This window comes from Candidatus Delongbacteria bacterium (genome assembly GCA_020634015.1).
Classification (GTDB): domain Bacteria; phylum CAIWAD01; class CAIWAD01; order CAIWAD01; family CAIWAD01; genus JACKCN01.
Map to the genome: position 1 here is coordinate 169,206 of JACKCN010000001.1, position 14,142 is coordinate 183,347.

The following is a 14,142-nucleotide window of genomic DNA, read 5'->3' on the forward strand; positions in this document are numbered from 1 at the left end:
ACGCTCATTTCGTGATCACCTTGTCACCGGTCTGGATTTCCAGCTCAGGATCGCCGATCGGTTTGGTGATGACCATCTGGTCCTGCACCTGGATCACGATCAGTTCGCCCAGCTGGGTCACCCGGACTCCCAGTTCCTCGCCCGTCGTGGGGTGCAGAATCGGCTGTCCCTGGCGATAGGCCACCAGTTTGAAGCCCTTGCGAACTCCCGCGACACCGCCGATGTCCAGATAGACTTCATCACCCTCGGCGCTCACCACGTTGCCGCTCAGCAGGGGCAGATCGTTGTAGACCGCGATCGCCAGCCGGTTGAGTTCCTTGTCGATGGTCCGCAGCGATTCCTTGCGCAGGCCCAGCTTGTGGGCCGCCAGGGCGACTCCCGTCTCGGTGTCGATGACACGCACGTTGAGGCTGGATCCCCCCTCGCCGCGCACCACGCTGCCCATGACCAGGGCATCGGCGCCCACCAGTTTGGCCAGCTCCACGGCTTCGGCCTGATCGACCATGCCGCTCATGCCCAGGGCCTGCTCCTGCATGATCTTGTCCAGCGCCGTGCGCTCGATCACCCGGAAGCGGCGCAGGTTGACCAGTTCGCTGGTCAGGGCTTCGGCCAGGTGCTCGCCGGAGAATCCGGACACCCCGGTAACCTCGAAAGGCAGCACGGCAATCGAGAGGCGTGAGCCAACCTGCAGAATGGCGTTCGGAGAATAACTGACGTCCGGGTTGGCCGGCAGCTCGGGAATGGTCAGGGACGCAGGAGGCTCGAGCACACCCGTGGAAGGCACGCTGGCACTTCCCGTGTCGAGCATTCCGCTGTTGGCCAGGCTGGCTTCGGGAATCGTGGTGACGATGTCGACGGGGGGCACGGCGGCGTCCTCGATCTCCGGCTCAACCGCAGGCGCGGCCTGTGTCCTGACTTCCGGGCTTTCACCTCTGTCGATCTTGCGCAGCAGTGCGTCCGCTTCGTCGCTCTTGGGCAGGTAGGCCTTGTGGAGCAGCAGTTCCTTGCGGGCCTCCTCCAGGTCACCCAGCTGATAGAGGCAGATCCCCAGCTGCAGGTGCGGATGGTAGCTGATGAACCGCGTGCCATAGGTCCGCTTGCGCTTGACGTCTTCGAACTCGAGCGAGGCCGCCGAGCGGAACTCTTCCAGCGCCCGGGGCCAATCACCCGAACTGGCCAGAGTCTGACCCTTTTCGTAATAGTTGAAGAATTTCTCGGTCGCTGCCGGGGAGGGAGCCGCCGTGGCGAGCAACACGACAATGCCCAGCCAGATCAGGAGGAAGCCGCGGACCGATTTCGGACACCGTCCTGGTGTTGAGTGGCGAGAAGTGTTCTGCATGGGCTGTATGTGCGATAATTTGCCAATTGATACAACAGCTTTCCCTTTGCCGGACGGGGGTACTCCCTCGCCGGTCCCTGTCGACTTGGCATTGGCTGACCCGCGGGATCGCACTTCCTGGACGACTGCGCCCCATCATGCGGGGCACGCCGGTCCTCCGGACGCACCACCCCACTCATGCCGTTCCGCCCATCACCGGTTGGTATAGGCACTCCCGGCCCGTCCATCGAAGCGGTTGCACCGCGCACAGTACCCGTCGTCGTCATCCGCAGCCGGAAATCGGCGACTGCGCAGTGCACGGCAGGTTGCGGAATTCCAGAGACGATCGAATGAAGAGTCGTCCAACTGGCCGATGTCCAGGGTCTCGTCGTCCTTGATGAAACAGGCGCTCAGCTTGCTGTCACACTCCACCGCACAGGAAAACCAGGGCAGCGAGCAACGCGAACGCCGGCGATAGTCGGGCGCGGGATAGGTGGAGTAACAATCGGGTTTCAGCAGAAAGCGGTCCACGCCCAGCTCTGCCGCAAGGGCACGTGCGGCCTGCTGCTCGTGCCGGTTGAACGGGAAATCGATCATCTGCCATTCGATGCGGGGCGCGGCGGAGCCCAGTTCGCGGCGAATCCGGAGCAGGCGCTTCAGGTTGTCCAGCACACGCTCCAGCTGGCCGCCGCGCCGGTACTGGCCATAACTCTCCTGGCTGAGGCCGTCGATGGCCACCTGCAGGTAATCCAGACCCGAGCACACAAGGCGGGCGAGCATCTCGTCGGACAGGGGCATCGAGAAATTGCTGGAGATCACGGTGCCCACATTGCGTTGCGAGGCGTACTGGATGTACTCCACGATGCGCGGGTCCAGCAGAGGTTCCCCCTGGTCGTAGAGTGACACCTCCAGCAAGGTGGGAGACAATTGGTCCAGCAGGCGGGTGTAGACATCGAAATCGAGGAAGCCATTGTGACGGGGCACGGACCCATCGTGACAATGCTGGCACCTGAGGTTGCAGCAATCGGTGGTTTCCACCTTGAGATAGAGTGGCCGTGAGCGCAGAACGACTCGGTGCAGCCTGAACTCGAGCAGGCAAAGGCCGGCATTCAACAGCTTGCGCGCCGTGAGGTGCGCACGGACGATGGCCCAGTGCCGGTTGGCCAGCAGGGACACCAGGTTGTGATAACTGAGCCTCAAGCCCTTCTCCTCGTCGTTCCGCAAGGCGATCAGGTGACAGCGGTCGATTTCCAGCCCCAACATACGCATGCCCCGAACACTGTTTCAGCATCCACACGGAAAAGGCGGAGTGTCGATCACCGATCGGACTGCCAAGACTCTCGAGCACTGAACGTCTGCTCCGTCTCGAGAATCGACGGCGCCCGGTTGTCTGGAACTGTGCCGAAAATCACTCCGGACCCTGCCATTTTGCAGCGCCCAAAGCGGAAACTGGCCGGATTTCCTATCTTCGCGCCCTGTTGCCGGAGAGGTGCCAGAGTGGCCGATCGGGACAGACTCGAAATCTGTTGTACACTATGTGTACCGTGGGTTCGAATCCCACCCTCTCCGTTCCAGCTGGGAACGTCTTGATTTTCAAGGCGTTCCCTTTTGCTTTTTCAGCGCTGTGCCGGATGCGGGCCATGCTGGGTACAAGGGAAGGATGGGGCGCGCGGCTTGCGTCGGATCCGTTGGCGCAAGCGATGCAAATCGTCTGAGTCCACTTTTCCTGACGAAAGTGTCTTGAATGAGCCGTACTCTTCCTGCGTCAAACATGAGGCTACACATGCTCCCAAGATTCTTGCTCCTGCTGGCCCTGGGCCTGCCTGTGGCAGCCGGCGCCCAGTGCGATTCCGGTTTGCTGTTCCATTCCTACCAGATTCCCGGCCAGCTCGGCCAGTACGCGATCCACGACGCGCCCGGGTCGATCAGCGCCCCCTCGAACTGGACGATCACCAGTGGAGGGCGGTTGTCCCAGAGTTCCAACATCTATACGGGCAGCTATCCGGACTGGGCTGGCAGCATGGCCTGGCTGGATGCTGAATGCTGGCAGGCCTTTCGCCTGCGTGTGACCGTTTCCCCGTCGGACAATGACCAGTGGGGGCTGTTCTTTGCCGCCGACAATCCGGGTGAGGCCATCGATGGCTACCGGATCGCCTTCTCCAATGAGCTGGAGGCCGGATTTCATCTGCAACGTGGCATCGCCGGTTCCTGGACCACCATTGCCAACGTGCCCGGAAACTCCTTTCTGGAAGACACGGACCAGCTGCTCGAGATCGAGTTCGATTCGCCCACCATTCGTGTGACATTCGCCGGCACGCTGCTGGCGGACGTCGAGGACGCTATGTATACACAGGGGCAGATCGGTTACTGGGTCCGGGGGATGCAGGGCATCACCTTTGACAATCTGTACATCACGGACGATCTGCTTCTGGATGGCGACCCCTTTGCCGATGCGGTGGTCTTCAATGGAGTACAGCCCGGCAACGTGGGCAATGCCCACATGGATCCAGGCCAGACTCTGGGAGCACCCGACGGCGAGTTCACCTCTCTTGGCGGAGCCTGCGCCGCGAATCCCGACAGCAGCATCGTGGTGCTGGACATGGGTCCGGACGCGGAATCGATCACCGACGGGCCGGGCATGGATTTTGAAGTGCTGGAGATCGGCCAGTTCAACGGCGGAGTCGCGGAGCCCTTCGAGGTGTACCTGTCGAATCAGGCCACCGGCCCCTGGACATATATCGGCCTGGGGGATGGCGACAGCTTCTTCGATCTGGCGGGTACCGGCATCTGCAGCGCACGCTACGTCCGCCTGGTGGACCAGAGCACCGAAACCTGCAATTCGGCGAGCCAGGTTCCGGGTTCCGATATCGACGCCGTGATCGCCTTCTATCCCGGTCAGATCGACCTGCCCACACCGGTTCTGGAGATCTCGATCGCTGGCGGGATGGTCCACCTGCAATGGAACACACTGCTCTGCGCGAGTCACTACCGGGTGGAATCGGCGGCGATCCCCTCCTCCGGCCCCATCGCCTGGAGCCTGCTGGAGATCACAGGAGCTGGCGAGAGCCTGCAAGCCCTGCCTGCCGATCCTTCCGATCGGCTCTACCGGGTGATCGCTGTCGCACCCTGAGAACCGGATGCCCCGCAGGAAACGGCGCGCCTGGCACACAAGCAAAAGCGGAACGCTCCGATGTGGAGCGTTCCGCTTTCTGTGTCATCCGTCCCACGTGTGCATCGTCAGCGCACAGGCTGTCCTGCTCAGCGCACGGCGCGCACCATGAACAGCCCGATTCCTTCCGTCACCGGGAAAGTGGCTTGGGTATCCACTGTTTCCAGCAGCAGGGTCTCGGCGCCGCCGAAACCGTCAAGGCTGTAGACGCGGTAGCCTGTCGAGCCCGGACTGGCTGTCCAGCTCAGGTGCAGATCGCCGCCAAGCAGTTCGATCTGGGTCGTGACGGGTTCCAGTGGCCCGAATGTCGCGGCGAACACAAAGGCGCGCTCCAGAAACTCCGTCAGCGAGATCGAGCCGGGGACCAGGTTGGGATAGGGCACAATTCCCTCGACCGGAAAACCGAAGAACAAGGCCCGCTTGCCGGCGTGCGAGGTCCAGGCGGCCGCCTGTCCGACATCCACCTGATCATAGTATCCCCACATGATGCCAAGCTCGTTCGCCGTCGGTCCGGCGGCGATCACATCCACGCTCAAGCTGTACGCTGTGATCAGCTGGGTGCCGCCGAAGAAGGGGTCGTCCTCCGTACAGCGCAGGACCGGAAAGGCGTCGGTCCAGGTATCGGGACTCAAGATGGAGATATCGAAGATGTCCGCGAGGAACTGGGCGTTGGCAGGATTGTAGTGCATTCCCATGCCGGAAAACAGCAGGAAGCCGCCCTGGTTGACGAAGGTCGTCAGGCCATTGCGCAGGTCTCCCGTGACGTTCTGGGCACTCTGCCCTCCCAGCCAGATGATGGTCTCGTAGCGCAGCAGCTCCGTGGAGGTGAGGGGAGACGAGTCCTGATGGAACCAGAAGTCGTGTGTGTAGCCAAGCGCGGTGAGGGCGTTGGGCACAAGATTGTCGCCACCACTCCCGGGCGCACTGTCCACGACGAGCATGTTCGCCCGGCCCAGACGCTGGCTGCGTGTGAACACCACACTGACCGCGCCGCTGTCCGAGTCGGCGCTCACCGTGAAGGTCAGGGTCGCCCACTGGGGCTCGATGCCTTCCGACACCTGCGCCTCGAAGAGGGCATTGCCCGCGACGCTCGAGTTGGAGGGCAGGTCAGGGAAGGAGACGGTTGGCTGAGTGATCGTGAGTGCGGGATTGTCGCTTTCCAGTGTCACGGACATGTTGCGCGCTTCCTGACTGTTGGGCGCATTGCTCAGGGTCAGCTGGAAACCCAGGGTCTCGCCGCCATCCGGGCGCCCGTCCAGATTGTCGTCGCCGACGACCTCAAGGCTCGCAATCGAGATGACCGGCGTGAAGTACGGTACAATGTTCGCGACCGCCTCGGCGAGGATGGGGTTGTGCGATGTATACCCGGATTGTGAATGGACGATGACACCGTCGGGATTGATGACGACGTTGTAGGGAATGCCCCCGTTGCCATAGGCCCAGTAAAGGGGCTCCATATCCACCAGGATCGGGAAGGTCGGGTTGTAGACATCCCAGGTGGCATGCAGAAAGGCGGACGAATCGTTTTCGGTATCAATGCTGACCAGTTCGAAGGCTCTGGGGTCGTACACCGCTTCGAAATCGGACTGCAGATCGGGGAACTCCAGGTGGCAGGGGCCACACCAGCTGGCGCTGAAGTTGAGCAGCACGACCTTGCCCCGATGCTCGTAGAGGCTCCAGGGATTGCCGTTCCAATCGGTGGCGCTGAAGTCGGCAGGCCTGTCGCCCACCAGATAGACGGCATGCGCGGAAAGCGCGAAGCCCAGCATGGCAAGGACAGTGGCAGCGAATCGGTTCATGTTTTCCCGTTCCTCTCAGCGTTGAAGGGTGGGGCGAGACAGATCCGTTTGCCACGCCAGTGATCTTGACGAGATCTGGTTCGGGATTTCCAGCTCGTGCAAGCGCAATCACGCGCCCGGTTCCGGGGCAGGATTCCGCGAGCCGTTCAGAATATTCCCGAGCGATCAAACTTTGGTATGACTCAGTCCAGGATGCAACCAGATACCGGATCCCTGACACATTTTCTTCAGCTCCCGCAGAACCGAATTCAATACCGTCCCTGTGAGAAAGGGGACGCCCTGAAAGTCAGGACGTCCCCTAATGCGTTTCTGTCCGTCGGGCAGGACGGTTGGCATTCCAACCGGATCAGGCTCCCCCGGATCGGGAGCTCAGTCCTTCTCGCCAGCGATCGAACGATACGCCAGCGCGCCCAGAATCGCTCCGACGATGGGCGCCAGCCAGAACAGCCACAGCTGGCCCGTGGCCCACCCGCCCACGTAGAGCGCAACGCCCGTGCTGCGAGCAGGGTTCACGGAGGTGTTGGTCACGGGAATGCTGATCAGGTGGATCAGGGTCAGGCACAGCCCGATGGCGATGGGCGCAAAACCGGCCGGGGCCCTGCGGTCGGTGGCCCCCAGAATCACGATCAGGAAGAACATGGTCATCACCACTTCGGTGACCAGCGCAGCCAGCATGGAGTACCCGCCCGGCGAATGGTCACCGTAGCCATTGGATGCGAAGCCCGCTGAGACATCGAAGCCAGCCTTGCCGCTGGCGATCAGGTACAGCACTCCACCCGCAACCAGGCCGCCCAGAACCTGGGCCACGATGTAAGGCGCCAGTTTGTTCGCCGGAAAACGCCCGCCGGCCCAGAGGCCGATGGACACGGCCGGATTCAGGTGGCAGCCACTGATGTGGCCGATGGCGAAGGCCATGGTGAGCACGGTCAGGCCGAAGGCCAGCGACACCCCCATCAGGCCGATGCCCACCTCCGGGAATGCGGCGGCCAGGACCGCGCTGCCGCAACCCCCAAGTACCAGCCAGAATGTTCCAAGGAACTCCGCACCGTATTGCCGCATGATCGCCTCCTGCAGTTGAAAGTGTGTCTTGTGCTTCCGTGTTGTGTATGGCGCACCATGCATGACTCGTGGGTCACGCATGAACCAGGCAAGGTGCTGCATATGGCAAGTGAGTATACCGGCCATGGAATCAGGACAATACTCTGGGCAACATCCCTTTGTTGACTGTGCAGGGGCGAGCCCGATCGGCGTGCGAGGAACTTCACATTCCTGTGGGGAAATCACCAACGCGGGAGGTCCAGTGATGAATGTGGTCATCACCGCTTCGGCGAGCGAGTCTTCGACTGGATCATCAGGCTGATGAGCTGAGTGCGAATCCAGAAGCGGGATATGCATCTCACGTCGGAGAGCGTGCTTCAGGACATGGCCGAGGCGCACTCAGGGCAGCTGGGAGCTTGGCACCCACCATTCTCGAAGCCTGGCCAGCAGGCGACCGGCCTTGACCGCTGGATCATTCTCGGCCCAGCTGCGGGCCTGTGCCAGCGAATCGGCGCGCAGGATCGTGAGACCGACCAGTGGATCACCGGCCAGTGGTGCCAGCCCACCGGCAGCGATCGCCCGCCCCTGCTCGTTCAGCAACAGCTGGTACTGGATGTGGCGGGCCGTCAGCTCGGATTCGCTTGCCCGCGTGCCGGCCTGGTACTCTGGATTCACCTCGAGCAGGCAGAGGTAGTGCGTGGACCACTCCGTGGGCAGCGGCAGATCGCTGCTGCCCGCTCCGATTGGCAAGAGGAAGAAAAGCGACAGGATCGGACCCAGCGGAAACAAGGATGCCATCGGAAAGTCCTCCAGATTGCGGCGGTGGTGCATGCGTGTGTCAACTGTGTAGCGTAGTGGAATGCCCGGCCCCGACGCTCACATGGCAGGAATCCTCTGTGTGACCGTTCCTGGTGCATCAAGGGAGCTCAGCGAGCTCCGGGCCTCCACGGACTGCCCGCAAGCTGGACTGGACCGGCGCCCACGGTTTGGCTGGCCCCATCCAAAGGCTCACTCCCCGGCCGGGTTTTCTCTGCGCAATCGAAGCAAGGGGCCACGATGGCCGGCGTTCTCCCCCTAGAATCGGTCCACGATCCGGAAGCCCTCGCGGGCATACAGGGCCAGAGCGGGGGCATTGTTGGCGCAGGCGATGGCCCCCACGGCTCCCTGCATGCGCTCCAGACAGGCACGCAACAGCAGACGCGCCACTCCGCATCGATGGTGATCCGGATCCACGTACAGCCAGTCCAGGCTGGAGTCTTCGAATGCGGCGAATCCGATCACCTGCCCATCCTGCTCGGCGACCAGGATGGTGCACTGTGCCAGCTGCTCGTGCTCGGGATCCTCGGCAAGGGGGACAAAGGCTTCAGCGGGAAAGGAACCGAGCAGTTCCAGGGGACGCGCACGGTCGTGGACACGCAACAGGGAGGACCAGTCCGCCGGAACCGACTCACGCATTTTGATGTCGCTCACGAGTCCGCCCCCGTATGCGGGTCTGGATTCGTCGCACGGCGATACACAGGGCTTGCACCCGGCAGCGAAGGATTGGCCAGTTCCTCGGCGGGCAACCCGGCCCCCAGCCAGGCATGCAGCTGATCGGCGGCGATGTGGACGAATTCGTGGAACAGGTCACGGGCCATCCACCCACAATGGGGTGTCAGCAGCACCTGTTCCATGGAGCGCAGGGGACTGGTCGGCGACAGCGGTTCCGTGTCGAACACATCCAGCCCGGCCCCGCCCAGCCGGCCCGAGCTGAGCGCGTCGACCAGGGCATCCTGGTCCACGATCGCCCCGCGCGAGATGTTGATCAGCAGGGCACCGGGCTTCATCAGCGCCAGCTGCTCGGCTCCGATCAGCGCACGGGACTCCGGCGAGAGCCGCAGGTGTATCGTGATCACGTCGCAGTGTGAGAGCAGCTCGTCAAGGGGCAGGAAGCGCACACCGTATTCGTCCGGAACGGGCTGGCTGCCCAGCCGATCCCAGGCGAAGACCTCCATTCCGAAGGCCTGGGCCAGTCGAGCCACCGGCCGGCCCAGCCGACCGTGCCCGAGGATGCCGAGCCGGCGACCATGCAACGATCCGCCGAGGACGGACGGCCACTGCCCGGCACGCATGGCCTGCAGCGTGGGTTCCAGTCGGCGCACCAGCGCCAGCAGCAGGGTGAAGACCAATTCCGGGATCACGCGTGCCGGTGTGCTCACGCGGCGCCCCAGCGCAACCGGAATCCCGCGGGCACCGGCGGCATCCAGATCGATGTGATAGGCGTGGCCGCCGGTCTGCAGCAGCAGTTCCAAGCGCGGACAGGCCGCCAGGAAAGCCGCATCGATGCGCGTGCGCTCGCGGACAGCCAGAATCACCTGCGCGCGGGCCAGCAAGCACATGTCTTCCGGGCGCGGCGAGTGATCCAGAAGTATCACATGCGCCAGGGATCGCAGACGCTGCATGGCAGGCGCAGCCGCGATTTCGCCTTCGTGATCATCCAGCACGACCAGAACAGGGCGCTCCATGATGCCTCCTCGCACGACAGCCCCCGGGCCGGGATTCCGTGTCACTGCCCGGACAGGAACTCAGGCGTCCATCCGGTGCAGGTGCACATCCTGCTGGGGAAAGGGAATGGAAATGCCCCGGGCATCAAAGGTCTTCTTGATGGCTTCCTGAGTGGCGAAGTAGACATTCCAGTAGTCTTCCGTTCGCACCCAGGGACGCACTGCCAGATTGACGCTGCTGTCGGCCAGTTCGAGCACGCCGATGGTGGGCGGCGGATCCGCCAGCACGCGTGGGTCGTTGGCCAGAATCTCCGCCAGCACCTTCTTGACCAGATCCAGGTCGTCCGAGTAACTCACACCGGCCACCAGATCCACGCGGCGTGTGTCACGCGCGCTGTAGTTGACGATGCTGCTGGAGGTCATGGCCGCGTTGGGCACGATGATCCGCTTGTTGTCGGGAGAATTGAGCGTGGTGGTGAAGATGCCGATTTCATCGACGCTGCCCGCCATGCCCCCGCCTTCGATGTAGTCCCCCACCTTGAAGGGCTTGAACAGAATCAGCAGCACTCCCGCGGCGAAATTCGACAGCGAGCCCTGGAGGGCCAGACCAACCGCAAGGCCGGCGGCACCCAGCAGGGCAACGAAGGAGGCGGTCTGCACTCCAAGCTGCCCCAGAGAGGCGATGATGACGAAGGCCATCGCGCCGAAATAGACCAGACTGGACGTGAAGGTGACCAGGGTTTCATCCATCTGACCGCTCTTGCGCATCATGCGCTGCACCACGCTGCGCAGACCACGGGCCGCGAGGCGGCCCAGAATCAGGATCGCGAGGGCCGCGACCAGCTTCAATCCAAAGAGTGCGCTCCATTCCTGAAGCTTGAGCATGAGTTGTTCCATGGGACCTTCCTGTTTGCGGGCGGAGCGCGGGGCAATGAGGACCGTATGATCCACGCGTGTGAGCGCCACTCCCGGCCCGATCGGGTGTGACAGTGCGGGCATACCCCGGAACAGTGCCGGATGACCAACAGTACCGTGATACACCGCAACGCGAACAGAACTCTAGTTTTCCCCGGACAGGATGTCAAGAAAGCCGCACCCGAAGCGGATCCGGGCAATGCATCCAGCAGGGCGTGTCGCACAGCAATCCTGCGGAATGGGAGATCACGATCGGGCAGGCGTGGATCAGTCGGATGTGTGCGTCAGCTCTGGCGCAGCTCCAGACACAGGCGGTCCGGCGGATCCCCACAGGGATGGAAACCCAGTTTCTCCAGGTAGTTCCGGTGGGCGGGCGAACGGCCCTCGGCCACCAGTTTGCGAGCCCCGCGAGCCCACAGTTCCTCGGCACCTTCGTGAAACAGCCAGCGCGCATTGCGCAGGTCCTGGTAGGCGGGTACCACATAATCCAGCAGCACACGCCATTCGCCCCGAGCGCCCTCCTCGTGCACGAACAGGCCCACCGGCAGAGCATCCCGCAGAACCCAGAGCCCATTCCAGACCCGGATGGAACCGGGATCGAAACCGGGAAAGTGCGCGTCGATGTCCGCGCGGTGGTGGGCCAGGAACTGCAGCAGGAAGGGGCTGGGGCTGGACGGCAGATCCAGCAGCGAGAAGTATTCGCGCGGGCGGCGCATGCGGGCCAGATGCCACAGGTCGATCAAGGCGATGTAGCCGTTGAGGGCCACCACGGGCCAGGCACCCAGCAGCAGGCCATAGCTCGAGAACAAGAGGGCGCCCGCGAAGTTGATCCAGCGCAGGCGACGGATGTTGGTCATGCTCAGCGACAGCGCCACCACGGCGCTGCCCAGGTAACCGAAAAGGTCCAGTGTGGTCAGTGTGTCCTCCCCGTGTACGGTGAATCCACGAATCGTGCCGGTGCGTCTCCGCAGGACTCAATCGCCGATGATGATCTGATCCAGCCCCGGCTGGGGATCGGGAAACTTCAGGTCCATGGACTCCAGTTTCTCGAGAACGATCCGGGCCACGCAGTAATCACGATGCCACTTGTGATCCGAAGGAATCACATGCCAGGGAGCCCAGGGCGTGCTGCAGGCACCGAGTGCCTTCTGGTAGGCCAACTGGTATTCTCCCCAGTGTTGACGTTCAGCCAGATCGGCGGAACTGAACTTCCAGTTCTTTTCGGGTCGCTCCAGCCGGGATTCCAGCCGACGTTTCTGTTCGTCCTTGCCGATGTGCAGGCAGAATTTGAGAATCGTGATTCCGTTCTGGCTCAGATAGTGCTCGAATTCGTTGATCTGTGAATAGCGCAGCTCCACTTCCTCGGTGGGCACAAGATTGTGCACGCGCACCACCAGCACATCTTCGTAGTGCGAACGATTGAAGATGCGGATCATGCCCTTGCGAGGCACATTGGCGTGGATCCGCCAGAGAAAATCGTGTGCCAGTTCTTCCGAAGACGGTGACTTGAAACTGCAGACCCGCACGCCCTGGGGGTTGAGCGGTCCGAACACCTTGCGGATGGTGCCATCCTTGCCCCCGGTATCCATGGCCTGCAGCACCACCAACAAAGCCTGACGGTTGTCCGCATAGAGGAGCTGCTGACGGTGGATCAGGCGCTTGGTCAATCCCGCCAGTTCTTCCCGTGCTCGGTCCTTGTCGTCAATCCCTGGTGTCGCACTCGGGTCGATCCGGTCCATTCTGAATGAACTGCCGGGTTTGACTCTGAACTGTTCCGGAAATGACCCGGCGTGGCTGCTGGAATCGAACATGTTCTCCTCCATGGATTGTGTGGCGCGCAGCGCTTGGTGGATCCAGATCCTGTCTGACGCTGGTGACCGGTCGAAGGTGCCTTGTGCAATGCTCGCCTTTGGTGAAGGACATCCGGAACACTCCTCCGACCATGTCATCCTGTTCATGCACGGTACAGGTGAAGCCGTGAAGCAGCATGAACCTGGCCACTGCGTCCGGGTCGAGAAAGGCTCGCCAGACTCGTTCCGCGAGTGCCTTGTATACGCGGTGCGGACGAATTGTACTGGGCATGGATCCATGTCTTCCCATGGATGGGCAATTGTCTGGATCTGCGGGCACCATGATAGCAGTAGGCGAGGAGGTGCCCTCAGGATGGACTCTCCTCCACCTCCGCCTGGGCATCATCCGCCCAACCCAATGCCTGGCTGGACCAGACCTCAGAAAGGAGGCAGGATCACCAGGCTTTCCAGCTGAATCCCCTCATCCACGGCATGCCCCCCGGCCCGGACCCGGTCCCCGGGCTCCAGCTGGCGTACCACTTCATGAAGCCGGAGCGTCTCGTCATCGGGAGGCGGGTAGGTGAAGAGCGAAGGAAAGAGCAGGATCTCCTCCGCTCCCGCATCACTGCGCACGGTGATCGTGATTCCTCCATCCACGGGGCTCATGTCCTCGACACTCAGAACCTGGCCGATCAGACTGACCGCATCATCGGGCTGGGAGCCAGTGCCTGAGCCATGTCCACCACAGGACACAAGCAGCAGGAGCGCCAGGAACCACAGAAATCTCCGGTAGGCTGATGAGTGAGTCATGCATGCATCTCCTCTGGTTAAGGATCCGGACCGCCACTCCGTGCAGGCCATTCCGGGTCGTCTGACGGCCCGGCACATTCGCCCGCGGCCAGGATCCGTGACACGGGCCGTCGCTGGACCGTCGGCTCTCATTCCGCTCCCGGTTGCGTCCGGTCAAGAAAGATGTGAGTGGCCCCTTCCGTGGCCTGGCTGGCCCGGCAGCTGTAACCCAGCGCGGGCAGGTCCAGCCCGTCGAACAGTGATTCACCCTTGCCCAGCAGCACGGGGGCCTGGGCCAGATGCAATTCGTCCACCAGACCTGCGCGCAGGTACTCGCGGATGGTGGCCACACCTCCCCCCAGCCGCACATCCTTGCCGCCGGCCGCCTCACGGGCCATGTCCAGTGCGTCCCGAATGCCCGTGGTCACGAAATGGAACACGGTGCCGCCCTGCATCACAAGGCTTTCCCGTGGATGGTGGGTCAGCACGAAGACCGGCGTGTGGTACGTCGGATTGTCGCCCCACCAGCCTTTCCAGCTGTCGTCCAGCCAGGGGCCACGGACCGGTCCGAACATGTTGCGACCCAGAATCCAGGCCCCCACGTTGTGGAACCCGCGCTCGGCCAGTTCATTGTCCGGGCCCGTGGTGCCGCCTTCCTGGCCGATCATCCGCTTGAAGAAGCGAGTGGGAAAGAGCCACTCATGCAACCGTGTGCCCCCCACTCCCAGCGGATTCTCAAGACTCTGATCCGGTCCCGCCCCGAAGCCGTCGAGCGAGATCGAAAAGCACTGAACACGCAGTTTCATTTCCTGGAATCCTTGTTTGACATCACCGTTCGGGG

The 14,142-nt window shown here is 62.6% G+C and carries 14 protein-coding genes and 1 tRNA gene; 2 read left to right on the forward strand and 13 right to left on the reverse strand.

All coding sequences use genetic code 11. The features are described 5' to 3' along the window. Nucleotides 1-4: 4 nt before the first annotated feature. Nucleotides 5-1,255: a hypothetical protein gene (locus H6678_00780; GenBank protein MCB9472326.1), complete on the reverse strand. Its 1,251-nt coding sequence runs from the start codon at nt 1,253-1,255 to the stop codon at nt 5-7. 276 nt (nt 1,256-1,531) lie between these two features. Then, the gene (locus H6678_00785) at nt 1,532-2,581 is read right to left on the reverse strand and encodes a radical SAM protein (protein MCB9472327.1); all 1,050 of its coding nucleotides are present in this window, start codon (nt 2,579-2,581) and stop codon (nt 1,532-1,534) included. Between the two features lie 220 nt (nt 2,582-2,801). Here H6678_00785 and H6678_00790 point away from each other — a divergent pair. Both H6678_00790 and H6678_00795 read left to right on the forward strand, forming a co-directional pair. Continuing rightward, nucleotides 2,802-2,887: transfer RNA gene (locus tag H6678_00790), tRNA-Ser, on the forward strand. Nucleotides 2,888-3,101: 214 nt separating this feature from the next. Next, nucleotides 3,102-4,448: a hypothetical protein gene (locus H6678_00795; protein MCB9472328.1), complete on the forward strand. Its 1,347-nt coding sequence runs from the start codon at nt 3,102-3,104 to the stop codon at nt 4,446-4,448. A 128-nt stretch (nt 4,449-4,576) separates the two neighbouring features. Here H6678_00795 and H6678_00800 read toward each other — a convergent pair whose 3' ends face one another. The 11 genes from H6678_00800 to H6678_00850 all read right to left on the reverse strand — a co-directional run bounded on the left by H6678_00800 (nt 4,577) and on the right by H6678_00850 (nt 14,107). Beyond that, a complete protein-coding gene (locus H6678_00800; protein MCB9472329.1) occupies nt 4,577-6,286 on the reverse strand; it encodes a TlpA family protein disulfide reductase in 1,710 nt (569 codons plus the stop codon). 369 nt (nt 6,287-6,655) lie between these two features. Further along, a complete protein-coding gene (gene aqpZ / locus H6678_00805; protein MCB9472330.1) occupies nt 6,656-7,345 on the reverse strand; it encodes an aquaporin Z in 690 nt (229 codons plus the stop codon). A gap of 378 nt (nt 7,346-7,723) precedes the next feature. Continuing rightward, entirely contained in the window at nt 7,724-8,122 is a 399-nt protein-coding gene (locus tag H6678_00810) for a hypothetical protein (GenBank protein ID MCB9472331.1), read from the reverse strand. Nucleotides 8,123-8,398: 276 nt separating this feature from the next. Further along, on the reverse strand, nt 8,399-8,794 hold the full coding sequence (locus tag H6678_00815; protein MCB9472332.1) for a GNAT family N-acetyltransferase: 396 nt from the start codon (nt 8,792-8,794) through the stop codon (nt 8,399-8,401). Continuing rightward, entirely contained in the window at nt 8,791-9,828 is a 1,038-nt protein-coding gene (locus H6678_00820; GenBank protein MCB9472333.1) for a D-2-hydroxyacid dehydrogenase family protein, read from the reverse strand. Before H6678_00820 ends, H6678_00815 begins: the two co-directional genes overlap by 4 nt. Nucleotides 9,829-9,888: 60 nt before the next feature. Continuing rightward, a complete protein-coding gene (locus tag H6678_00825) occupies nt 9,889-10,704 on the reverse strand; it encodes a mechanosensitive ion channel (protein MCB9472334.1) in 816 nt (271 codons plus the stop codon). Between the two features lie 302 nt (nt 10,705-11,006). Beyond that, on the reverse strand, nt 11,007-11,597 hold the full coding sequence (locus H6678_00830; protein ID MCB9472335.1) for a hypothetical protein: 591 nt from the start codon (nt 11,595-11,597) through the stop codon (nt 11,007-11,009). Between the two features lie 99 nt (nt 11,598-11,696). Beyond that, nucleotides 11,697-12,461, reverse strand: coding sequence for a polyphosphate kinase 2 family protein (locus H6678_00835; protein MCB9472336.1), 765 nt, complete (start codon nt 12,459-12,461; stop codon nt 11,697-11,699). Continuing rightward, nucleotides 12,424-12,804 (reverse strand): SRPBCC domain-containing protein, encoded by a 381-nt coding sequence (locus H6678_00840; protein MCB9472337.1) that lies wholly within the window; start codon nt 12,802-12,804, stop codon nt 12,424-12,426. Before H6678_00840 ends, H6678_00835 begins: the two co-directional genes overlap by 38 nt. 146 nt (nt 12,805-12,950) lie before the next feature. Beyond that, nucleotides 12,951-13,322 (reverse strand): hypothetical protein, encoded by a 372-nt coding sequence (locus tag H6678_00845; GenBank protein MCB9472338.1) that lies wholly within the window; start codon nt 13,320-13,322, stop codon nt 12,951-12,953. A gap of 128 nt (nt 13,323-13,450) precedes the next feature. Next, nucleotides 13,451-14,107, reverse strand: coding sequence for a dihydrofolate reductase family protein (locus H6678_00850; GenBank protein MCB9472339.1), 657 nt, complete (start codon nt 14,105-14,107; stop codon nt 13,451-13,453). Nucleotides 14,108-14,142: the final 35 nt, after the last annotated feature.